The sequence below is a fragment of the Agromyces seonyuensis genome (genome assembly GCF_009789225.1).
GTDB classification, from domain to species: Bacteria; Actinomycetota; Actinomycetes; order Actinomycetales; family Microbacteriaceae; genus Agromyces; species Agromyces seonyuensis.
Map to the genome: position 1 here is coordinate 23,942 of NZ_WSTA01000019.1, position 21,569 is coordinate 45,510.

The 21,569-nt window shown below is 72.1% G+C and carries 19 protein-coding genes, 2 tRNA genes and 1 pseudogene; 13 read left to right on the forward strand and 9 right to left on the reverse strand.

The window, feature by feature from the left end; translation table 11 throughout:
* Nucleotides 1–22 precede the first annotated feature (22 nt).
* Together GB864_RS06045 and GB864_RS06050 are read left to right on the forward strand one after the other, a co-directional pair.
* A tRNA-Ser gene (locus tag GB864_RS06045) sits at nucleotides 23–111 on the forward strand.
* A 216-nt stretch (nucleotides 112–327) separates the two neighbouring features.
* Nucleotides 328–792, forward strand: a complete 465-nt coding sequence (locus GB864_RS06050) for a DoxX family protein (protein WP_202107017.1) — start codon at nucleotides 328–330, stop codon at nucleotides 790–792.
* Between the two features lie 19 nt (nucleotides 793–811).
* Here GB864_RS06050 and GB864_RS06055 read toward each other — a convergent pair whose 3' ends face one another.
* Nucleotides 812–1,444, reverse strand: coding sequence for a TetR-like C-terminal domain-containing protein (locus GB864_RS06055; protein WP_160423450.1), 633 nt, complete (start codon nucleotides 1,442–1,444; stop codon nucleotides 812–814).
* 82 nt (nucleotides 1,445–1,526) lie between these two features.
* On the opposite strand from GB864_RS06055, the gene GB864_RS06060 reads away from it, so the two are divergent.
* Both GB864_RS06060 and GB864_RS06065 read left to right on the forward strand, forming a co-directional pair.
* Nucleotides 1,527–2,267, forward strand: coding sequence for an SDR family oxidoreductase (locus tag GB864_RS06060; protein WP_160423451.1), 741 nt, complete (start codon nucleotides 1,527–1,529; stop codon nucleotides 2,265–2,267).
* Nucleotides 2,268–2,360: 93 nt separating this feature from the next.
* Nucleotides 2,361–3,365: a hypothetical protein gene (locus GB864_RS06065; protein WP_160423452.1), complete on the forward strand. Its 1,005-nt coding sequence runs from the start codon at nucleotides 2,361–2,363 to the stop codon at nucleotides 3,363–3,365.
* A 34-nt stretch (nucleotides 3,366–3,399) separates the two neighbouring features.
* Here GB864_RS06065 and GB864_RS06070 read toward each other — a convergent pair whose 3' ends face one another.
* Together GB864_RS06070 and GB864_RS06075 are read right to left on the reverse strand one after the other, a co-directional pair.
* Nucleotides 3,400–4,413, reverse strand: a complete 1,014-nt coding sequence (locus tag GB864_RS06070) for an acyltransferase family protein (protein ID WP_160423453.1) — start codon at nucleotides 4,411–4,413, stop codon at nucleotides 3,400–3,402.
* An 89-nt stretch (nucleotides 4,414–4,502) separates the two neighbouring features.
* The gene (locus GB864_RS06075; RefSeq protein ID WP_160423454.1) at nucleotides 4,503–5,537 is read right to left on the reverse strand and encodes a LacI family DNA-binding transcriptional regulator; all 1,035 of its coding nucleotides are present in this window, start codon (nucleotides 5,535–5,537) and stop codon (nucleotides 4,503–4,505) included.
* A 173-nt stretch (nucleotides 5,538–5,710) separates the two neighbouring features.
* On the opposite strand from GB864_RS06075, the gene GB864_RS06080 reads away from it, so the two are divergent.
* From GB864_RS06080 to GB864_RS06095, 4 genes are all read left to right on the forward strand, one after another.
* Nucleotides 5,711–7,006 (forward strand): ABC transporter substrate-binding protein, encoded by a 1,296-nt coding sequence (locus GB864_RS06080; protein WP_160423455.1) that lies wholly within the window; start codon nucleotides 5,711–5,713, stop codon nucleotides 7,004–7,006.
* An 84-nt stretch (nucleotides 7,007–7,090) separates the two neighbouring features.
* Nucleotides 7,091–8,014 (forward strand): carbohydrate ABC transporter permease, encoded by a 924-nt coding sequence (locus GB864_RS06085; protein ID WP_160423456.1) that lies wholly within the window; start codon nucleotides 7,091–7,093, stop codon nucleotides 8,012–8,014.
* Between the two features lie 3 nt (nucleotides 8,015–8,017).
* Nucleotides 8,018–8,929 (forward strand): carbohydrate ABC transporter permease, encoded by a 912-nt coding sequence (locus tag GB864_RS06090; protein WP_419672772.1) that lies wholly within the window; start codon nucleotides 8,018–8,020, stop codon nucleotides 8,927–8,929.
* 4 nt (nucleotides 8,930–8,933) lie between these two features.
* The gene (locus GB864_RS06095; protein ID WP_160423457.1) at nucleotides 8,934–10,925 is read left to right on the forward strand and encodes a glycoside hydrolase family 127 protein; all 1,992 of its coding nucleotides are present in this window, start codon (nucleotides 8,934–8,936) and stop codon (nucleotides 10,923–10,925) included.
* Here the strand turns inward: GB864_RS06095 and GB864_RS06100 are convergent.
* Both GB864_RS06100 and ku read right to left on the reverse strand, forming a co-directional pair.
* The gene (locus GB864_RS06100; protein WP_160423458.1) at nucleotides 10,922–11,530 is read right to left on the reverse strand and encodes a mismatch-specific DNA-glycosylase; all 609 of its coding nucleotides are present in this window, start codon (nucleotides 11,528–11,530) and stop codon (nucleotides 10,922–10,924) included. The two genes, GB864_RS06095 and GB864_RS06100, sit on opposite strands and share 4 nt — an antisense overlap.
* Nucleotides 11,531–11,597: 67 nt before the next feature.
* On the reverse strand, nucleotides 11,598–12,395 hold the full coding sequence (gene ku, locus GB864_RS06105; protein WP_160423459.1) for a non-homologous end joining protein Ku: 798 nt from the start codon (nucleotides 12,393–12,395) through the stop codon (nucleotides 11,598–11,600).
* A 152-nt stretch (nucleotides 12,396–12,547) separates the two neighbouring features.
* Between ku and GB864_RS06110 the strand changes: the two genes are divergently transcribed.
* The 3 genes and pseudogenes from GB864_RS06110 to GB864_RS06120 all read left to right on the forward strand — a co-directional run.
* Nucleotides 12,548–14,746 (forward strand): hypothetical protein, encoded by a 2,199-nt coding sequence (locus GB864_RS06110; RefSeq protein ID WP_160423460.1) that lies wholly within the window; start codon nucleotides 12,548–12,550, stop codon nucleotides 14,744–14,746.
* Nucleotides 14,747–14,818: 72 nt separating this feature from the next.
* Nucleotides 14,819–17,359 carry an ATP-dependent DNA ligase gene (locus GB864_RS06115; protein ID WP_160423461.1) on the forward strand — a complete coding sequence of 847 codons (2,541 nt, stop codon included), beginning with the start codon at nucleotides 14,819–14,821 and terminating at the stop codon, nucleotides 17,357–17,359.
* A gap of 49 nt (nucleotides 17,360–17,408) precedes the next feature.
* Nucleotides 17,409–17,708 (forward strand): annotated as a pseudogene (locus tag GB864_RS06120) (DUF7882 family protein); the annotation flags it as partial.
* A gap of 148 nt (nucleotides 17,709–17,856) precedes the next feature.
* Here the strand turns inward: GB864_RS06120 and GB864_RS06125 are convergent.
* From GB864_RS06125 to GB864_RS06135, 3 genes are read right to left on the reverse strand one after another with little or no spacing between them, the layout of a single operon-like run.
* Nucleotides 17,857–18,828, reverse strand: coding sequence for a DNA topoisomerase IB (locus tag GB864_RS06125; protein ID WP_160423462.1), 972 nt, complete (start codon nucleotides 18,826–18,828; stop codon nucleotides 17,857–17,859).
* A complete protein-coding gene (locus tag GB864_RS06130; protein ID WP_160423463.1) occupies nucleotides 18,825–19,085 on the reverse strand; it encodes a DUF7218 family protein in 261 nt (86 codons plus the stop codon). Before GB864_RS06130 ends, GB864_RS06125 begins: the two co-directional genes overlap by 4 nt.
* A gap of 59 nt (nucleotides 19,086–19,144) precedes the next feature.
* Nucleotides 19,145–20,023, reverse strand: a complete 879-nt coding sequence (locus tag GB864_RS06135; protein ID WP_160423464.1) for an SDR family oxidoreductase — start codon at nucleotides 20,021–20,023, stop codon at nucleotides 19,145–19,147.
* Between the two features lie 295 nt (nucleotides 20,024–20,318).
* Between GB864_RS06135 and GB864_RS18135 the strand changes: the two genes are divergently transcribed.
* A complete protein-coding gene (locus GB864_RS18135; protein WP_202107018.1) occupies nucleotides 20,319–20,483 on the forward strand; it encodes a hypothetical protein in 165 nt (54 codons plus the stop codon).
* Between the two features lie 164 nt (nucleotides 20,484–20,647).
* Here GB864_RS18135 and GB864_RS06140 read toward each other — a convergent pair whose 3' ends face one another.
* Entirely contained in the window at nucleotides 20,648–20,971 is a 324-nt protein-coding gene (locus GB864_RS06140; protein WP_160423465.1) for a DUF7882 family protein, read from the reverse strand.
* Between the two features lie 182 nt (nucleotides 20,972–21,153).
* Here GB864_RS06140 and GB864_RS06145 point away from each other — a divergent pair.
* Nucleotides 21,154–21,226: transfer RNA gene (locus GB864_RS06145), tRNA-Arg, on the forward strand.
* Nucleotides 21,227–21,569 lie beyond the last annotated feature (343 nt).

The following is a 21,569-nucleotide window of genomic DNA, read 5'->3' on the forward strand; positions in this document are numbered from 1 at the left end:
GTGCCCGCGCAAGCCGGCACCTGGAGACGTCGCATAGTCCGGTCGAGTGCACCACCCTGCTAAGGTGGAGTCCCCGTAAGGGGACCGCGGGTTCAAATCCCGCCGTCTCCGCTCTTCTCTTCGGCCTGATCAGCGAGTTCACGCTGATCGATCTGAGAACTCAGCACGATTCGGCGCTTCCGTTCCCAACGGGGCGCCGTTTGCGTTTTCCGTGGCGGTGTTCGGCTCGGAGGATGACTCGATGGTGCCTGCGTCGTGCGCGGGTTCTCGGCATGACCCGAGCCCGCGTCCGGCCCGCGAGGCGGAGGGGAGTGCCAGACTGTGCGGATGTCGCGACGACGCACCGCATCCCGCCGCCCGACCCGATCGCCGGGAGCGGGTGAGGTGCTCCAGGCCGTCGCGCGATGGCTGCTCGCGGCCCTGCTGACCGCGGCCGGGCTCTCGCACCTGTTCTGGGCGCGGCGGGGGTACCGCATCGTCGTGCCCGACTGGGTGGTCGACCACGCGCCGATCGACAAGGACGGCGTCGTCGTGGCATCCGGGGCGGCCGAACTCATGCTCGGCGCCGCGGTCGTCGGGCTGCCGAAGGAGCGCCACCGCATCGGGGCGCTCATCGCGCTCTTCTTCGTCGCCGTGTTCCCGGGCAATGTGCACCAGTGGCGCACCGGCCGACCCGCCCCGATGCTGCGCTCCGACCGGGCCCGATTCATCCGCCTGTTCCTGCAGCCGGTGCTCGTCGCCTGGGCGCTCTGGAGCACCGCGCCCGCGGCGAGCGGCACCCGCCGCCGCTGAGCCGAGCCGGTGCGGGGGCTCACCAGGATGACGCCGCGCCGCGGTAGCCCTCGGATGCCGCCCCCCGCAGCACGTTCGTGACGAGCGCGTCGGCGAACGCCTCGTCCAGCGGGGCGTCGGGCACGAGGAGGCGGTTGTAGCAGGCGCCCCAGAGCTGGTCGACGAGGAGGTCGTGGTCGACGTCGGGGCGGAGCTGGCCTCGGTCGAGGGCCTTGCCGAAGTACTCGCGCGCGAGTCGGCGCCGGGGGGCCGTGTAGTGCTGCGAGACCGCGGTCGCGAGGTCGGGGTCGGACTGCGCTGCGCCGATGAGCTCGGCGATCACGGGGCCGGCGCCCTGGTCGGTGAGGAGGCGCACGAACGCGCGGAGCTGGGTGCGGATGTCGGCGGCGACGTCGCCCGTGTCGGGGAACTCGAGCGCAGCCCGGCTCTCGTCGAAGTAGGACTCGGCCGCGAGTGCGCCGGGGGAGGGCCACCACTTGTAGATCGTCGTCTTGCTCGCCCGTGCTCGTGACGCGACCCGGTCGAAGGTCACTGCGCGCAGGCCCTCCTCGTGCAGCAGCGCCGACGTCGCGGCGAGGACCTCCGCGCGCACCTCGGCGGCCGGTCGCCGACCGCGCCGCCGCGGCTCGCGCTGCCCGTCCGTCGCATCCATGCCTGCGACATTAGTGGACAACTTGGTCACATCTGCGTATCCTGATGTGGACAACTCGTTCATTTATAGATCTGGAGTCAGGATGACCGACAGCACCGCCCCCCGGGTGGCCATCGTCACAGGCGCATCGGGCGGCATCGGTCGCGCGGTCGCCGAGCGCCTCGCGGCCGACGGCGTGCGCGTCGTCGCCCACTACAGCGGCAACGCCGACGCGGCAGCCGAAGTCGTCGCGGCGATCACCGCCGGGGAAGGCGAAGCGATCGCCGTGGGCGGCGACGTCGCCGACGAGGCTGCGATGGCGGCGCTCTTCGACGCGGCCGAGCAGCGGTTCGGCGGGGTCGACGTGCTCGTGCACACCGCCGGCATCATGCCCCTCGGGCCCATCGCCGAGCTCGACCTCGAGACCTTCGACCGCATCCAGCGCGTCAACGTGCGCGGCACGTTCGTCGTCGACCAGCTCGCGGCCCGTCGCATGCGCTCGGGCGGCGCGATCATCAACTTCTCCACGAGCGTCACCCGGCTGCAGATGCCGACCTACGGCGCCTATGCGGCCTCAAAGGGCGCGGTCGAGGCGATGACCCTGATCCTCGCGCGCGAGCTCCGCGGCCGGGACATCACCGTCAACGCCGTCGCGCCCGGGCCGACGGCGACGCCGCTCTTCTTCGCGGGCAAGCCGCAGGAGGTCGTGGACCGGATCGCGTCACTCAACCCCATGGAGCGGCTCGGCACGCCCGAGGACATCGCCGAGGTCGCGGCCTTCCTTGCCGGCCCCGGCCGCTGGGTCAACGGCCAGGTGCTCTACGCCAACGGCGGAGCCGCCTGACCCCGAGGAGGCCGAGCGCGAGGCGGAGGCGCTGCGACGGGATCAGGGCGCGTCCTGATCCGTGGTTCCCGCACCGAGGACGAGACTGAGCGGATGCCTGCCGAGCCCAGCGACCCGATCGTCCCGTCCGTCCCGACCGCCGCCGCCGCCGCCCCGGAATCCGACGCACCCGGCGCCGCCGCCCCGGCCGCGGACGTCCGCCCGCCGTTCGCCTGGTGGACGTGGTTCCTGATCGGCGCGGGCGGTGCGATCGTCGGGCTGCTGCCGTGGCTCGTCACGGGCGCGACCCTCCCGCTGCAGAACCTCTGGGCCGTCGAGACGCTGCCCGACGACATGCCGCGCACGCTGCTGCCGTTCAGCCAGTACGAGCTCGTGACGGTCGCGGCCCTGCTGGGCGTCGGCGCCGCAGCCGCGGGCATCGCCTTCCGCGCGCTGCGCGCCCGTGCCGCGGCGAGGTCCCGGTTCGCCCTCGTCCTCGGCGTCCTCGTCGTGCAGCTCGCCGCCATCGTCCAGACCACCGTCGTCGTCGCAGCGGGTCTGCGCGACGGCACGGAATCCGGGCTCTATCTCGGCGTGGTCCTCGGGGCGGCGGCGATCGCGTTCGCCGCGGGCCTCATCGTGCTGCCGCTCATCGGCTGGGGGCCGCGCGCGGGCGCGCTCATCGGGCTCGCGCTCGCCGCGATCGTGTCGACGTCGTGGATCGGCGCCGCGATCGACCCCGTCATGCTCGTGACCACGGACCTCTCGACGTGGCTGCTGCCGGTGCTGCGCTGGGTGCCGCCGGTGCTCGTCGGCGTCGCGATCGCCTGGTGCGGGCTCGCTACCGTCGGCCGGGCGATCGCCGCCGTCGTCTCGCTCGCGCTGCTCTGGGTGCTGCCCGCCCTCATCACCGGGGTGTGGAACGCGTTCGGCAGCCGCGTGCTGCTGCGCTATCCGGATGAGCTCGTCGATCAGCTCGTCGGCGTCTTCCGCTCGGCGCTCGTGCAGCCGGAACTCGTGCTGCCTCCGCTCGTGGTCGCCGTCGTCGTCGCCGCGCTCGGACTGGCGCTCGGTGCCGTGCTGCGTGGCCGCCGCGGCGGGCATCCGTCGGCCGGCTGACCGACCGAGGCGGAGCGGCGAGCCGACGGTCCGGTCAGGACTCGGTGATGGGGGCGGGCCGCTTCGCGCGCACCGAACGCAGCTGCAGGGCCGGCGGCGCGACGCGCACGCCCGTCAGGAACTCGGTCTTCGGCAGCGCGACGAGCACGACGCCGATGGTCCAAGACAGCACGGTGGTCACGACGAATCCCGGCAGCGAGCCCGTTGCGAGCCAATCGAACGCGGCGGCGATCGGGACGTGCACGAACAGCACCACGAGGGTGGCCATCGAGAGCCGGATGACGAACACGGCGGCACGCCCGCGGATCCAGCCGAAGAGGACGTCGGCGACGAGCACGAGTCCGCCCCCGACGAGGATCGCGGTGGCGATGCCGACGGCCGGCAGCCCGAAGTAGAGCAGTTTCACGTCGAGGTAGCTCTCGGGGAAGCGGAGCATCAAGCAGAGCCCGACGAAGATCATCGCCGCGCCGAGGAGCGGCGGGCGGGGAATCCGATCCCCGACGATCCGCAGGGTACGGCCGGCGACGAGGAAGATCACCGATCCGACGCCCTGGCCGATGCTGAGCGGTGCATCGTAGAGGGGCAGACCGGGCGTGTAGGCGACGATCATGAAGAGCGCGATCGCGATGGGCCACTGCCAGGCGAGGTGCAGTCGGCCGACCCAGTAGTAGACCATGACCGCGACGAAGAGCGCGGGCGTGAACCAGAAGGCGTGGAACGGCGAGCTGAGGTGAGCGCCGCCCCAGACCTGGATCGCCGCGTGCCGGAGGTCGAAGGTGCCCCGGATCGACCAGACGGTCCAGGTGATCGAGGCGATGATCACGAACCACGCGGCGTACGGCACGAGCAGCGCCTTCGCGCGCAGCACCGCTTCCTCCTTCGGGCCGCGCCGGCCGCTCCAGAGATACCCGGAGAGCACGAAGTAGAGGGGGAGGACCCAGGGCCCGAGCCAGCGCGCGGCTTCGGGGCTCATCCAGATGTGGCAGGCGATCACGGCGACCATGCCCAGGACCCGGAGCGCGTCGATCGCGGCAGAACGTTCCGGCATGGGCGCGATCGTATCCGTCGGGCAAAATGCCCGGTAGACGGCATCTACCCCCCGTTCGGGTCTGACGGGAGGCGGTGAGCGACGCCGCCTCAGCGACGGGCGATGGTGGAGCCGCGGATCACGAGCCGCACGGGCAGCCGGTGCTCGCCGGTCTCGCCGTCGACGCCGTCGGCGCCGTCGATCGCCTCGAAGATGCGCATCGCGGCTGCTCGGCCGAGCTGCTGGAGGTTCGCGTCGATGCTCGTGAGCTCGGGCCGGGACTGCGTCGCGAGGACTTCCCAGTTGTCGTAGCCGATCACCGCGACGTCGTCGGGCACCCGCTTGTCGAAGTCGCGGAGCGTGTCGAGCACGCCGCGCGCGATCTGGTCCGAGCCGCACACGATGCCGTCGATCTCCGGGTGGGCGGCGAGCAGCATCGCCGCGGCGTCGCGGCCCCAGTGCTCCGACCAGTCGTTGTAGGCGACGTCGCCGACGAGCTCGAGGCCGGCGTCGGCGAGCGCCGCACGCACGCCGGTCGTCCGGTCCTGCGCGGCCGCGTAGGCGGGGTCGCCGGAGATGTGGGCGATGCGTCGGCGGCCCGTGCCGAGCAGATGCTCGACCGCGAGTCGGCCGCCGGCGACGTTGTCGGGAGTGAGGGAGAGGTCGGCGGGGTCGTCGGACGGCGCGTAGGCGTAGACGACGGGCACGGGCTGCTCGCCGAGCGAGGGGCGGGGGTCGGTCTGGCGCCCGACGACGATGATGCCGTCGACCCGGCGGTTGAGCAGCGCTTTCAGGTGGTGCTGCTCGCGGATCGCGTCGCCCCGCGCGTCGCAGAGGATGACGTTGACCTGCCCGGCCCCGAACGCGTCTTCGGCCCCCATGAGGATCGGGATGACGAAGCGGCCCTCGAGGTCGCTCGTGAGGAGCCCGACGGTGCCGGTGCGGCCGGCGATGAGGCTGCGGGCGAGCTGGTTCGGGCTGAAGGCCAGTTCGGCGGCCGCGGCGACGACGCGATCGCGCGTGCCGGGGGCGACGTCCTCGCGTCCGTTGATCGCCTTCGACGCGGTCGCGATGGACACTCCGGCGAGCTTCGCCACGTCGCCGAGCGTCGCGTTGCGGGCGGCGGTGCGCCTCGCTGCCGGCATCCGGACCCCCTTCGTCGGTATTCCTCAAACGTTACCGGACGCTTCCCTTGACGCGGCCGTGCGGCCCACAGTACCGTGCCGAAAGGGATTTCGGAGTTTTCGATCGCACCGCCGATTGCCCCGGGTCGGGCACCGCCCGGAACCCGCTCAACGAAGAGCCAGAGGAGAACCCCATGCGTCACACGACCCGCCGTGCACGGCGTGCCGTCGGCCTGCTCGCCGCCGGTGCGCTCGCGTTCGGCCTCGCAGCCTGTTCCAGCAGCGGCGATCCCGCCGCCGACCTGTCCAGCGCCGGCCCCGAGGGGGTCGACGACGGCACGACGCTCACGCTGTGGACCCGCGCACCGCTCGAGAAGCAGGCCAAGCTCCTCGTGGAGGCGTACAACGACTCCCACGAGAACCAGGTCGAGCTCACCGTCGTGCCCAACGACGACTACGTCGCGAAGGTCGGTGCGGCCGCCGGCTCGGGCGGACTGCCCGACCTGTTCGCCGCCGACATCGTCTACGTGCCCAACTGGGTCGAGCAGGGCCTGTTCCAGGACATCTCGACCCAGATCGACGGGCTCGACTACAAGGACCAGATCAACCAGGGCCACCTCAGCGCCGGCACCGACGCCGACGGCAAGGAGCACGTGCTGCCGTTCGTGCTCGACCTCTCGATGCTGTTCTGGAACAAGGAGCTCGCCACCGAGGCGGGCCTCGACGCCGAGAACGGCCCGGCGAACCTCGAGGAGTACGCCGAGTGGGCGAAGGCCATCCAGGGACTCGGCAAGGAGGGCGTCTACGGCACCGCCACCGGCCTCAACTGCGGCGGCTGCCTCGTCTTCACGTGGTTCCCGAGCGTGTGGGCCGACGGCGAGGAGGTGCTGAGCGACGACGGGACCGAGTCGCTGCTCGCGAGCGACACCGCCAAGGCCGTCTACGACACGTGGGCCGACCTGTGGGCATCCGGCGCCGTGCTGCCCTCGTCGAAGGACGAAGCCGGCCCCACCTGGACCGCGGCCTTCACCGAGGGCAACGTCGGCCTCATGTTCTACCCGGCCACCCTGCTCTCCTCCACGCCGTTCGACGTCGGCGTCTCCGGCATCCCCGGTCCCGAGGGCGGTGCATCGACCTTCGTCGGCGGCGACGGCATCGGCATCTCGAAGGACTCGAAGAAGTCCGCGCAGGCGTGGAACTTCCTCAACTGGATGATGTCCGAGGACGCCCAGGTCGGCGTGCTCGCCAAGGACAACGACGTGGTCTCCCGGGCCGACCTCGCGGAGAACGAGTACTCCGAGCAGGACCCGCGCCTCGTCACCATCAACGAGGTCGCCGGCGAGGGCGACACCCCGGTCGCGCTGAACTTCCAGCAGGCCTTCAACGCGCCGAACAGCCCCTGGCTGACCCTCGTGCGCAACGCCGTGCTCGAGCAGAGCGGCACGGTCGACGCCGACAACGACGAGATCACCTCGGTGCTCTCGCAGTAGCGGCACCGGCCGGATGCCTCGCGCGGCGCTTCCCGTGAGGCATCCGGCCCCACCGACCCAGCCGGACACCCGAACGAGGACGCCATGACCACTGCCACCACGCCGCCGCCCGCCGCGGCGATCGCGCCCCGACGGCGCCGGAGCGTCTCCCGACGCCGAGCCGGCACCGGCTGGGCGTACGCCGCCCCGACCGCGCTGTTCGTCGTCGCGCTCTTCGTGCTGCCGCTGCTGCTCGTGCTGCAGATGTCCGGCTCCGACTGGCCGCTGCTGGCCGGCAACCAGGGCTGGAACGCCCCGGAGAACTACGTCGACGCCACTCAGAACCGCTTCTTCTGGGACTCGATCTGGTTCACCCTGAAATACACGGTGCTCGCGACCGTGCTGCTCATCGGCCTGGGGCTCGGCCTCGCACTGCTCGTGCAGGAGTCGACCCGGTGGAAGGGCGTGCTGCGCACGGCGTTCCTCGTGCCGAGCGCGCTCGGCCTCGCGAGCGCGTCGCTCCTCTTCTACGTGCTCTATTCGCCGTACGCCGGGCCGTTCGCCGATCTCATGTCGTCGTGGGGCATCACGTTCCTCGGCACGCCCGAGGGAGCGCTGTGGTCGACGCTGTTCCTCATCGTCTGGCGGTACGCGGGCTTCTACATGCTGCTCATGCTCGTCGGCCTGCAGGGCATCTCCGACGACGTCTACGAGGCGGCCCGCATCGACGGCGCGAGCCGCTGGCAGATCTTCCGCTCCATCACGATCCCGCTGCTGCGGCCCACGCTCGCGCTCACGACGGTGCTCTGCGTCACGGGCTCGCTGCTCGCGTTCGAGCAGTTCTACATCCTCACCAAGGGCGGGCCGGACAACTCCACGATCACGGTCGTGCAGCTCATCTACAACATGGCCTTCCAGGGGCAGAACGACCTCGGCGTCGCCGCGGCGCTCTCCGTCATCGTGCTGCTCGCCCTCGTCGTCATCAACATCGTGCAACTGCGCACGTTCAACCGCAGCGAGGAGGACTGACCCGTGTCCCTCACGAAACCGACGGCGACGCTCACGGAGGCCATGACGGTCCCGAAGGGCGAGCGGGAGCGTCGCAGCCCCCGCCATCCGAGCCGCGCCGCCTCGATCGCCGGCCGGATGCCGTTCTGGGTCTTCACCGGCGCACTCGCGATCGTCTTCCTCTACCCGCTCGTCTGGACGGCGATCTCCTCGGTCGCGCCGCTGGCGGGCACCGGGCAGACCGACGGGTGGGGCTTCGGCAACTACGTCACGCTCGCGAACTATCAGGCCGGCGTCTGGGTGTACCTCGGCAACTCGCTCTTCGTGTCGTTGCTCACGGTCATCCTGACCCTCGTCGTGTCGATGCTCGGCGGGTACGCCTTCGCCCGGTTCAAGTTCCCGGGCAAGAACCTGCTGTTCCTCGGCACGCTCGCGATCCTGATGGTGCCCTACGCGACGCTGCTCATCCCGCTGTACGTGCTGCTCGCATCGGTCGGGCTCGCGAACTCCCTCGTCGGCGTCGCGCTCGTGCTCACGATGTTCCAGCTCCCGTTCTCGACCTTCATGATGCGCATCTCGTTCGAATCCATCCCGCGCGAGCTCGACGAGGCGGCCATGGTCGACGGATGCTCGTCCTGGACGGCCCTGTGGCGGGTGCTCGTCCCCGCCGTCAAGCCGGGGCTCATCACGGTCGGACTGTTCGCCTTCCTCGCGGCGTGGAACGACTTCATGGCGCCGCTCATCCTGATCTCCGACACCAACCGGATGACGCTGCCGCTCGCCGTCTCGAACCTGCGGGGCCAGGTGCAGGGCGTCGTCGACTACGGCGCCACCGAGGCCGGCGTCGTCGTGCTCGCGGTGCCGTGCATCCTGCTCTTCCTCGTGCTCCAACGCCACTACGTCCGAGGCTTCATGTCCGGCGCGTTCAAGGGATAGATCCATGACTTCCACTGCAGCCGCCGCCGGCGGCCTCCCGGTCGCGCCCGCCGCCGCCTCGGGCGGCTCGCCCGTCGCTCCCGTCGTGCCCGCCCGCGGCGTCCGCCGCCCGCTCGGACTCGACGAAGTGCGCCTCACCGACGGTTTCTGGGCCCGCCGCCAGGAGGTCAACGCGACCGGCACCATCCCGCACATCGGGCACTGGCTCGACCGGGAGGGCTGGCTCGGCAACTTCGACCTCGCGGCCGCAGGGCGGCTCCCCGAGGGGCGGCGGGGCCGGGAGTTCAGCGACTCCGAGGTCTACAAGTACCTCGAGGCGATCGCGTGGGAGATCGGCCGTCAGGATGCCGCCGGCTCCGCCGATGCGGCGGCGGCGGCCGCGGATCTCGACGCACGGTTCCGCGACGTCGTCGCGCGGGTCGCCGCCGCGCAGGAGCCCGACGGCTACCTGAACACGAAGTTCGGCCGGCCCGGGCAGGAGCCGCGCTGGAGCGACCTCGAGTGGGGGCACGAGCTCTACTGCCTCGGCCATCTCTTCCAGGCCGCCGTCGCGCGCCGTCGCACGCGCCCGGACGCCGACGACGGACTCGTGGACGTCGCCCGGCGGGCCGCCGACCTAGTATCGGACGTCTTCGGGCCGACGGGCATCCAGTCGGTGTGCGGCCACGCCGAGATCGAGGTCGGGCTCGCCGAGCTCGGCCGCGCGCTCGACGAGCCGCGCTACCTCGAGCAGGCCGAGCGCTTCGTCGAGCGGCGCGGTCAGGGCACGCTCGCCGACATCGAGTGGGGCCGCTCGTACTACCAGGACGACGTGCCGGTGCGGGAGGCGACCGTGCTGCGCGGCCACGCCGTGCGGGCGAACTACCTCGCCGCGGGCGCCGTCGACGTCGCCGTCGACTCGGGCGACGACGCGCTGCTCGGCGCGCTGCGCGACCAGTGGGCGTCGACCGCCGCCCGGCGCACGTACGTCACGGGCGGGCAGGGGTCCCACCACCAGGACGAGGCGTTCGGCGACGACTTCGAGCTGCCGAGCGATCGCGCCTATTCGGAGACGTGCGCGGGCATCGCCTCGATCATGTTCAGCGAACGGCTGCTGCTCGCCGACGCGGATCCGACCGAGGCGGCGCGGCACGCCGACCTCGTCGAGCGCACGCTCTACAACGTCGTCGCGACCTCGCCGGCCGACGACGGCCGCTCCTTCTACTACGCCAACACGCTGCACCAGCGGCGGCCGGGCGCCCCGGCCGACCCCGAGGTCGTCTCCCCGCGGGCGCACTCCTCGCTGCGCGCGCCCTGGTTCGAGGTCTCGTGCTGCCCGCCGAACGTGGCGCGCACCTTCGCGAGCCTCGCCGCCTACTTCGCGACCGCCGATGCCGACGGGGTGCAGCTGCACCAGTACGCGCCCGCGCGGATCGCCACCGACCTCGGCGGCGGGCGGGCGATCGCGCTCGCCGTCGAGACCTCCTACCCGGCCGACGGGCTCGTGCGGGTGCGGGTCGACGCCGCACCCGGCGACGCCTGGACGCTCGGCCTCCGCGTGCCGTCGTGGGCCGACGGCGCGCGACTGCGGGTCATCGCGGCCGACGGGGCGCCCGTCGAGGTGCAGGATGCCCATCCGGGCCAGATCGCCGTCGCGCGCGTGTTCGCCGTGGGCGACGTCGTCGAGCTCGACCTGCCGGTCGCGCCGCGGTTCACCGAACCGGACCCCCGCACCGACGCGATCCGCGGCACCCTCGCCGTCGAGCGCGGGCCGGAGGTCTTCGCGCTCGAGTCGGTCGACCTCGCGGGCACCGCGCTCGCCGGGGTCGACCTCGCCGACCTCGTCGTCGACGCGTCGGTCGGGCCGCGCGAGGCGGATGGCCGGGTCGTCGTGACGCTGCGGCGCCGCGCGACCGCGGGGGAGCCGATGATCGCGGCCGAGGCAGCGCTCGTGCCGTACCACGAGTGGGCGGAGCGCGGTCCCTCGACGATGCGGATCTGGCTCCCGACGAGCTAGGGCTGCTCGTCGGGAAGCGGCCGGGCGCGCTGCGCGAACAGCGGCACCCCCGCCGCGACCGCCGCTGCCAGATAGGCCGTCGCGAGGGAGTCGAGGGTCGCGTGCGCATTGAGGCCGCTCGGGTTCGGCACGACGTGGAGTTCGGCGCCGGCGAGGCGCTCCGGCTGCACGCCGACCCTGGCCCTCGGGCGCCCGAAGCCGACGCGGTAGGCGGTGACGCCGAGCATCGCCACGACCTTCGGGCGGAGGCGGTCGACCTTCTCCTCGAGGGCGGCGGCGCCCTCGACGAGCTGGTCGCGCGTCAGCTCGTCGGCCCGTGCGGTCGCGAACGGCACGAGGCTCGTGACGCCGACGCCCTGCCGGTCGAAGAGGCCGTGGTCGTCGGAGGAGAGCCCGGCCGAGGCATCCACCACCCGGTCGAAGATGCCGGCGCGCTCGAGCGCCGGGTAGAAGCGGTTGCCGCGCCGCGCGAACGGCGCCCCGACGGCGGCCGTCCAGAGCCCCGGGTTGATGCCGCAGAACAGCAGGCGCAGTTCGCCGTCGGGCAGCGTGTCGGGGATGGCGGCGCCGTGGAACGCGGCGAGTTCCTCGCGGGTGAATCCCATCCGGTCATCCTGGCATCGCGCTCGCCGGGGCGGGTCGGACCCACCGATCGGAGCGATGCGCCGAGGCTCAGCCGCTCGCGGCCTTGCGCCTCGCCGCGACCGACTGCTTGAGCGCCTCCATGAGGTCGATGACCTCGCCGCCCTCCTCCTCGGCCGGTTCGCCGAAGGTCGCCGCGGTGTCGATGTGGTCGCCGTGCTCGAGCTTCGCCTCGATGAGGGTGCGCAGCTCCTGCTGGTAGTCGTCGCTGAACTTCGACGGGTCGAAGTCCTCCGAGAGGGACTGCACGAGCTGCGCCGAGAGGTCGAGCTCCTTCTTCGTGACCGACGGCTCGTCGTCGAGCGAGGGGAACGCGGCCTCGCGCACCTCGTCGGCCCAGAGCAGCGTCTGCACGACGAGCACGTTGCCCCGCACCCGCAGGGCGGCGAGCCGCGTCTTCTGGCGGAGCGCGAACTGCACGATCGCGGTGCGGTCGGTCTCCAGCAGCGTGCGCCGCAGGAGCGCGTACGCCTTCGTCGACTTGCCGTCGGGCTCGAGGTAGTACGGCTTGTCGAGCATGATCGGGTCGATCTGGTCGCTCGGCACGAACTCGACGACCTCGATCTCCTGCGAGCGCTCGGCGGGCAGCGACTTCAGGTCTTCGGCGGTGAGCACCACGGTGCGCTCGCCGTCGACGTAGGCGCGGGCGATGTCCTTGTACTCGACCTTCTCGCCGTCGAGCTCGCAGGTGCGCTGATAGCGGATGCGCCCGCCATCGGCCTCGTGCACCTGATGCAACGGCGCATCGTGGTCCTCGACGGCGCTGTAGAGCTTGATGGGCACATTCACGAGTCCGAATGTGAGCGCCCCTTTCCAGATGGCTCTCATGGCTCCAGTGAACACCTCCGGGCGCCGGGCGGGAAGGGTCCGGGTTTTCCGGAACGCGCGGACGCACGGCTGCGCCGCATTGCGGCGCGGGGTCCGTCCGCCGTATGCATCGAGCATCAGGTGAGGATGCCTCGACGGAATGAGGTCGGCTCGTGGCACGGATCGGGTTGCTCGACGCGATGCGGATGCTCGCCGCGACGGCGGCCGCGCTCCTGCTCTCCGCAAGCGTGCTGATCGGCGGTGCGGCGCGCGCCGACGGCACCGAGGCGCCCCAGCCCGACTCCCCGGCTTCGACCGCTGACCCGGTGTGCGTCGAGGCGCGGGCGTTCCTCGACGACGGGAAGCCGGGCGATGCGGCCGACCTCCTCGCCGCGGTCGGCATCTCGGATGCGTCCGGCGCGGCATCCTGCGCGCTGGAGGCGGCCCTCGCGCAGCTCGCGCTCGGCGAGATCGGGCAGGACGCCGTCGCGAGGTGCCTGCTGGCGATGGAACTCGTCCGTGTCGAGGAGTACGAAGCGGCGCTCGAGGTCATCGACACGGCGCGGGAGAGCGCGTTGGCCGACGCGAGCGCCGCAGCGATCGATGCGCCCGAGTCCCGCCGGCACACGGCGATGTGCGGCCCCGCGCGGAAGCTGGCGGAGCAGGGCTTCGCTGCAACCGATCCGATCGGGAGCTTCGCAGTCGGGTTCGCCGCGACGACCGAGCGCGCGAGCGAGGACCTGCTCCCGCTCGTGCTCGGAGTGCTCGCAGCGGCGCTCGTGATCCTGCTGCTCGGCCGGCTCCTCGCGCTCACGCCGCTCCTGCGCGATCCGGTGACGGGGAGGCTGCATCGGCTGCTGAAGTGGCCCGCCTGGATCCTGCCGTTCGCCGTGCCGGGCGCCGCGATCTGGCTCGCCGACGCCGACGTCGTGGAGCCGAATCGGTCGTGGATCGCGATCGGCGTGCTCCTGCTCGGCGGTGCCGTCGCCGTCTACTGCTTCGGTCGCTGGCTCGCCACGCAAGTTCGCATCGTGTTCGAGTTCGGTCCGCCCGTCGCAACGGCACCGCCGGACGGGCCGCCGGATCCGGATCCGGTCGCAGGCCCCGCAGGAGCGCTGGTCGCGGCGCCGTCGAGCGGATCCGGGGAGGCGTCGGACTCGATCCGGACGCTGTATCTCGCAAGGCTGGCGGTGATCGGCGGCGAGCCGGCAACCGGGATCGAGATCCCTGTCGGCACCGACGTCACCGATCTCGCCGACGTGCTCGAACACCTTGCGGACGCGCCGAAGTCCCCTGGTGCGATCTGGAAACGGATGCTGGATGCGGTGCGCCTGATCTTCCTGACCTCGCCGTGGCGCATCAGGGTCGTCCTCCGTGCGGGTGATGAGATCCATCTCGACTTCGAACGCAACGGCCATCGGGTCGCGTTCGAGTCGGTCGGCTTCGCCGACCTGGATGCCGCCGGGGCCGTGTTCGACGATGCCGGTCGACGCCGCGCACTCGCCACGCTCGCAGCCGGGGTCACAGTGGGGGTGCTCGGGCGACGGTACCGGCATTTCGAGTCGGGGCTCTTCGGGGCGACCGATCCGCGCAGCATCGGGTTGCACAGCGTCGCGACGATCGACCTCGGCTACGAGCGGAAGGAGGCGGCCATCCGGGTGCTCGAAGCCGCGATCGGCCACGACGGCGGCAACCGACTCGCGACGACCGCGCTCTGGAACTATCGCCATCGCGACGCCACGGACGAAGCGGAGATTCGTGACTACGCGCGCTGGCTCTACGGCGAGTTGGCGATCGGGTGGCGGCGACCGGGCGGATCGAGTCTCGAGCAACGTCTGACCGCCTCGTATCTGTCGATCGCCCGCAACGGAATCTCCCGGTTGGGGAACGACCGGGAAGCCGTCAGGGCCGCGACGGCCGCGGCGGTCGCCGGACTGGCCGGGTCGTATCGGCGTCGGGGCAGGCGGCCGGACCGCGCGCGGATCGCCGTCCAGCGTCAGCGATTCGGCGCGGGTGCGTTCGCCCTCGGCGCCCTCGACGGAGCGGAGGCGACGCCGGGATTCGAGTTCCGGGTGTCGTCGAGCGCGTCGGCGGAGTGGCGGAAGCGGCGCAACCGCCACGTGCGCGAGTGGGCGCGCGATGCCTCCCGCAGCCGGAACCCCGGGGTCAGATACAGCCTGTGCTGCGCTCGCGTCGCGCGAGGCGAATTCGACTCGGAGCGCGGGCTCGACCTCATCCGCGACGACTTCGCTATCGGCACGTCCCGGACCGCCCTCAGGGAGTGGGCCGCGAGAGATCCGGAGCTGACGACGCTGCGCGCGCACGCAGAGGCGGAGTCGTGGTTCACGGCCCCGGTCGGCCCGCTGGCCTGACTCGGCGAGGGCCGGCTTGCGGCGCATCCCGACGGCTGTACGCCGACCGCTCCGATCGCGCAGACTGAACCCATGGCAGCCGGGGCGGGGCGCGTGGTCGACGTCGATGGGCGGCACCTCGCGGTGTCGAACCTCGATAAGGTCATGTATCCCGAGACCGGCACGACGAAGGGCGAGGTGCTCGGCTACTACGCCGAGGTCGCGCCCCTGCTGCTGCCGCACACGGCGGGGCGGCCGTGCACGCGCAAGCGCTGGGTGCACGGCGTCGGCACCGAGACCGATCCGCAGCCGGTGTTCTTCGAGAAGCAGATCGACCAGGGCGCCCCCGACTGGGTGCGGCGCGGCACGATCGAGCACTCCGACGGCCCCAAGACGTACCCGATCGTCGGCGACCGACCGACGCTCGTGTGGCTCGCCCAGCTCGCCGCGCTCGAACTGCACGTGCCGCAGTGGCGCTTCGACGCGCGGGGCGAACGCGGCAACCCCGACCGGCTCGTGCTCGACCTCGACCCCGGCCCGGGCGTCGGACTCGCGGAGTGCGCGATCGTCGCGCGCGAAGCGCGAGGCATCCTCGGCGGCATGGGGCTCGACCCGGTGCCGGTGACGAGCGGGTCGAAGGGCCTGCACCTCTACGCCGCGCTCGACGGCTCGTTCACGAGCGACCAGGTGCGCGACGTCGCCCACGAGCTCGCGAAGGCGCTCGAGGCCGATCACCGCGATCTCGTGGTGAGCCGTATGGCGAAGGATGCCCGCCCCGGCAAGGTCTTCGTCGACTGGAGCCAGAACACCGCGGCGAAGACGACGGTCGCGCCCTACTCGCTGCGCGGCCGGTTCCGCCCGTTCGCGGCCGCACCGCGCACGTGGGAGGAGCTCGAAGACCCGGACCTGCGCCACCTCGAGTTCGAGGAGGTGCTCGAACGGGTGCGTGCCGGCCTCGATCCGATGGCGCGCATCGACGCCTGGACGGGCGGACTCGCGTCCTTCGCCGCGACCCCGCGCGAGGCGGCGCCCGCGTCGGTGCCGGGATCGGATGCCGCGGTGGCCGCCGCGGCCGCCGCCGGCACGACCGGTTCGGGGGCGACCGGCGACGCCCTCGACCGCTACCGGGCCAAGCGGGACCCGGCGAAGACGCCCGAACCGATCCCCGCGAGGGTCGAGCCGTCGACGCTCGGCGGCGCCCCGCGCTTCGTCGTGCAGGAGCACCACGCGAGCCGCCTGCACTGGGACTTCCGCCTCGAACGCGACGGCGTGCTGAAGTCGTGGGCCGTGCCCAAGGGCATCCCCGTGGTCGACGCGCATCCGCCGATCCAGCACCTCGCGGTCGAGGTCGAGGACCACCCGCTCGAGTACGGCTCCTTCGCGGGCACGATCCCGGCGGGGGAGTACGGCGGCGGCGAGGTGACGATCTGGGACGACGGCACCTACGACCTCGAGAAGTGGCGCGATGCCGAGATCATCGTCACCCTGCACGGCCGCCCCGGCGGGCCCATCGGCGCCGGCCGCTACGTGCTCATCCGCACGAGCGGCTCGGGCGAGAAGGCGCAGTGGCTGCTGCACCGCTCCGCGCCGAAGGACGGTCCGAACCGTCGGGCACCGGCGACGACGGGCGCGAAACGGCAGGATGCTGCGCCGCCGGCGCCGGGCATCCCGTACCGGCCCATGCTCGCCACGGCGGCGACGATCGCCGAGATCGGGCGCGGCACGCATGCGCTCGAGTTCAAGTGGGACGGCATCCGGGCGCTGGCGCGGAGCGCCGGCGGGGGTGTGCGCCTCGTCTCGCGCCGGGGGCAGGATCTCGCGCTCGCCTATCCCGAGCTCGGCCGGCTGCCCGAGGCGCTCACGGCCGACGCCGTCGTCGACGGCGAGATCGTCGCCCGCGACGAGGGGGGCGCCCCGTCGTTCGAACTGCTGCAAGGGCGGATGAACCTGACCAACCCGGCCGAGATCGCGCACGCCCGCGAGCGCACGCCGATCGCGCTGCTGCTCTTCGACGTGCTCGAGATCGACGGCGTCGACGTGACCGGCCTGCCGTGGGTCGAGCGTCGCGGCCGCCTCGAGAGCCTCGTGAAACCGGTCGACGGGGTGCCGGTCGAGCTGCCCGCGCTCGCCGCGGGCACGCCGTCCGCCGCGATCGCCGAGGCGGCGCGACTCGGCCTCGAGGGCATCGTGGCGAAGGATCCGTCCTCGCCCTACCGTTCGGGCGAGCGCACGCGAGAGTGGTGCAAGCACGCGTTCCGCACGACGCAGGAGGTCGTCATCGGCGGGTGGCGACCCGGGCAGGGATCTCGGGCCGGCCGCATCGCCTCGCTCCTCGTCGGTATCCCGGACGGCGCCGGCGGGATCGCGTACGCGGGTCGGGTCGGCTCCGGCTTCACCGAGCGGGAGCTCGACCGGATGCTGACGACGCTCGAGCCGCTCGGCGCGGACGCGAGTCCCTTCACGGCGGTGCCCGAGCTCGACGCCCGCGACGCGCACTGGGTGCGCCCGGAGCTCGTGGGCGAGATCGAGCTGAAGGGCTGGACGCGGACCGGCGCGGCACGCCAGCCCAGCTGGCGGGGGCTGCGGCCCGACAAGGCGCCGTCCGACGTCGCCGCGACGCCCGCACCGTCCTGAGCGAGACGCCCTCTGGTCATTCCCGGGGTCGCCTGACTACGGTGTGCGCATGGGCACGATCTACTACGGCGACGCGGGCACCCCCATCGGCATCGAGGATCGTGCGCTCGCGCACCTCAAGGTCGCCATCGCGACGAAGCTGCGTCGCGGCGAGAGCTTCACGCTCTCGTGGAAGCATCCGGACGGCCAGCCGGCGGGGCGCTCGACGATCTGGCTGCACCCGTCGATCCCGCTGCGCTTCGTCTTCGACGAGCCCGAGCCGCCGGAACTCAACCGCGAGTTCATCGAGGAACTCATGCGCTCCGCGAACACCTCGGGGGGCATCCAGCTCATCGAGGAGCACATCGAGACCGGCCCGGTCCCGACGGTCGACGTCCCCGACGGGCTCGCGGTCGAGGGGGAGGGGACGGCGAAGGTCACCCGCACCGAGCACGGTGCGACCGTCGAGGTCGAGGTCTCCGACGACGCGGCCGACGGCGCGCGGGGCTGAGGCCCCCTCAGGCCGAGCCGGCGCCGAGCAGCTCGAGCAGGGCGCGTTCGGCGGCGCCCGTGCGCCGGAGCAGCCGGCCCTCCCGGTAGGCGGCGAACACCGCCGGATCGATATAGCTGGCGCGCGCGATCGTCGGGGTGTTGCCGAGCACGGCCGCCGCCGCTTCCACCGCCGCCGATTCCGCCGCGCGGCCCGCCTGCTCCGATTCCGCCGGCCCGGTCGCCGCGAGCAAGGCGGCCGCGGCGATCGTGCCGCGGAGCGTGCGGAAGTCCTTCGCCGTGAAGTCGCCGCCCGTCCGGGCGCGGACGTCCTCGTTCACTTCGGCGGGGGAGAGCGCCCGCATCCGCCGCCCGTCGCGCCACGCGTAGAGGCGTGCGGCCCCGCCGCGGTCGCCGGCGAGCCGGAACCAGGCCACGACGTCGTCGTCGGCGAGGCGCACGTCCTGCTGCTTGGCGCCCTTGGCGCGGTAGCGCAGTCGGAGTGCGCCGTGCTCGATCGTCGCGTTCCGCACGAGCAGCGTGGTGAGGCCCCGGCTGCGATGCTCGGCGAGGTACTCCTCCGACCCGATGCGGATCGCCCCGAGGTCGAGGGTGCGGAACGCGGCGGCGAGGGTGCGCTCGTGCGTCAGCCCCTCGCCCCGGAGTTCCCGGGTGACCGAGCGGCGCGCCTCGGAGAGCGTGCCGGCCAGCGCGAGCATCCGCGCGAACTTCTCGGCGTCCTGCTGCGCGCGCCAGTCGGGGTGGTACAGGTACTGCCGCCGTCCGGCCTCGTCGGTGCCGACGGCGAGGATGTGCGCGTGCGGGTCGAGCGCGATCCACACGTCCGTCCAGGCAGGCGGGATCGCGATCGCTTGCACGCGCGCGCGTTCGGCCGCATCGACGGTCGACCCGTGCGCGTCGAAGTACGCGAACCCGCGACCGGCGCGTCGCCGGGAGTACCCGGGCGACGCGTACGGTTCGACGAGTTCGAGCGCGCTCAATGGTCGCGCAGTGCGGCGATCAGTTCGGACTTGCGCTTCCCGCTGTACCCGGTGAGACCGAGTTCCTTGGCGCGCTTCCGGAGCTCGGGGACCGTCCAGTCCTCGTAGTCGCCCGCCTTCCCGCCACGGCGGCCGACGGCTTCGCGGCCGTCGCGCGCGGCGGCGTTCGAGATGCGGGCGGCCTTCTCCTTCGACGCGCCCTCGTCGCGGAGCGTCTCGTAGAGCTCCTCGTCCTGCAGCTGCGGGGTGTTCGGCATCGCCCGCTCCTTCCTGGTCGTGACGTCGTCGTGGCCCGATGCCGGTCGGGCCGGATGCCTCAGAGGGGCCGTCCGCCGGTGACGGGCAGCACCGCGCCCGAGACGTAGGACGCGTCGTCCGAGGCGAGGTACACGTACGCCCCGGCGAGTTCCGCCGGCTGGCCGGGTCGCCCGAGGGGCGTGTCCTCGCCGAACTCGGGGATGTGGTCGGGCCAGCCCGTCGCCGGGATGAGCGGCGTCCAGATCGGGCCCGGCGCGACGGCATTGACCCGGATGCCGCTCGGCCCGAGCTCCTCGGCGAGCGCCCGCGTGAACGTCACGAGCGCCGACTTCGTCATCGCGTAGTCGAGCAGTCCTGGGGAGGGATCGAACGCCTGGATCGAGGTCGTCACGATGATCGAGGACCCCGGGTCGAGGCGCGGCACCGCAGCTCGCGCCAGATAGATCGGCGCGAGCAGGTTGGTGCGGATGACCCGTTCCAGGTCGGCGGTCGGCATCATGGTGACGCCGCGGCGGAGCTGCTGATGCGCGGCGTTGAGCACCAGCAGGTCGAGTCCGCCGAGGGTCGCCTCGGCGGTGGTCACGAGCGACGTGCAGAACGCCTCGTCCTGCAGGTCGCCGGGGAGGAGCAGCGGCTCGACGCCGGCATCGGAGATCCAGCGAGCGGTCTCCGCGGCGTCCTCGGCTTCGTCGGGGAGGTAGTTGATCGCGACCTGGGCGCCCTCGCGGGCGTAGGCGATCGCAACCGCGCGGCCGATCCCGGAGTCGCCGCCGGTGACCAGCGCCTTGCGGCCGGCGAGCCGCCCGGACCCGCGGTAGCTGTACTCCCCGTGATCGGGCAGCGGCCGCATGTCCTCGGTCGCGCCCGGTGCATCCTGCCGCTGTCGCGGGAAGGGGCCGTGCGCGTGCTTCGTCGTCGGATCGATGAGCTGGGTCATGTCGGCTCCCTCGTGTCGGCTCCGTACGACGCGAGCCGCCCGGGAGGGCCGCCGCGCCGAGCGCGAACATCCGCGCTCCGTGCGGACGCTACGCGCGCGGCACGGGCTCCGGCACGGGGTTGACACTCGCGCACGACCGGCGTACGGCCCTCGGGCCGGCTTCACGTACCTCGCGATGCGGCGGTGCGTCAACCCCCTCCGCCGGATTCCGGGACGGGCGTAGCTTCGATCTCAAGCCGAAACCCGGCCTCGTTCGGCCGGACAGCGGCCCCACGCGATCAGAAGGAGTCCCATCATGAACATCTTCGTCGCCATCATCGCCCTCATCGCGATCATCCTGCTCTTCACCGGAGGCTTCGTGCAGTCCCTGCAGTTCCTCCTGTGGGTGGGAATCGTGCTGCTCGCCATCGCGGTGATCCTCTGGCTCGTGCGCGCTATCTCCGGTAGCCGCGCACGTTGATCCCCGGGGTGCGTCGGCTTGGGGAAGCCGGCGCAGGGGAATCCCCCGGGGACGGGGAATACAGCGGGCGGACGGCCTATCGGGTGCCGTCCGCCCGCGCTCGCGTCCGGGGCGGCCTCACGGCCGTCCCGGACGCGTTCGTCGTTTCCGGATGCCTCGGCGGCTCAATCGCCGTCGAACGGGGCGTCCTGCTCGGGCTCGGGCACGAAGTGCAGTCCGCCGGCGCTGTTCGCGGTCAGCAGCAGGTCCTCGACCCAGAGCCGGTTGAGCGTCGGCTGCCGGTTGCCGCTGAAGATGAACTGCAACGGGATCGACTCGTGCAGCCAGAACGTCGTGCGCCCGCTGCCGCGCTCGAGGCCGTGCTCCCAGGTCATGGCGAAGCTCTCGGAGCGGCGGAGTTTGCTGAGGATCGCGACCCGGAGGTGCGCCAGCACGCGGTCGTCGATCTCGAGTTCCCGCGGCGACGAGTTGTAGATGAGCTTGCCCATGCCCGGATGCTAGCCCGTCGGAGCACCTCGGTCGGCATCGGTTCGGCATCTTCCCCGCGACCTTCCGGCCGATGGCGAACGGCACGCCCGGGATCGACGCTCGGACCGCCTCGATTCGCAATCACGCCGAACGTGGGTTACAGTATTCAGGTTGCCCGGTACGGGGAACACGAACTGAATATGCGCCCGTAGCTCAATGGATAGAGCATCTGACTACGGATCAGAAGGTTGGGGGTTCGAGTCCCTCCGGGCGCACCGAGCACTATTGCTCCGAGATCTGTGTTGAGACAGTGCGAGAACGGCCCGCTTCGGCGGGCCGTTCTCGTTTTCCCGGGTGCATCGGCGAGGGGCCTTGGCTGGTGGTCCGGTCGATCGGTCGCGGGGTGTTCACGGGCCGGCGAGCAGTTTGACAGCTGGCCCGCGGGTTATGTCGGAGCGCCCCGTGCAGGCACTCCTGCCTGGGCCTCCCGCTGCTATGTTTCGGGCATGCCCGACCCTTCGGCCTCCGCGCTGCTCGTTCCCCTCTGGCTGACCGTGGCGATCCTCGCCGGCGGATACGCGCGGACGCGGAACCGGTCTGCGTGGTCCTGGTTCGTCC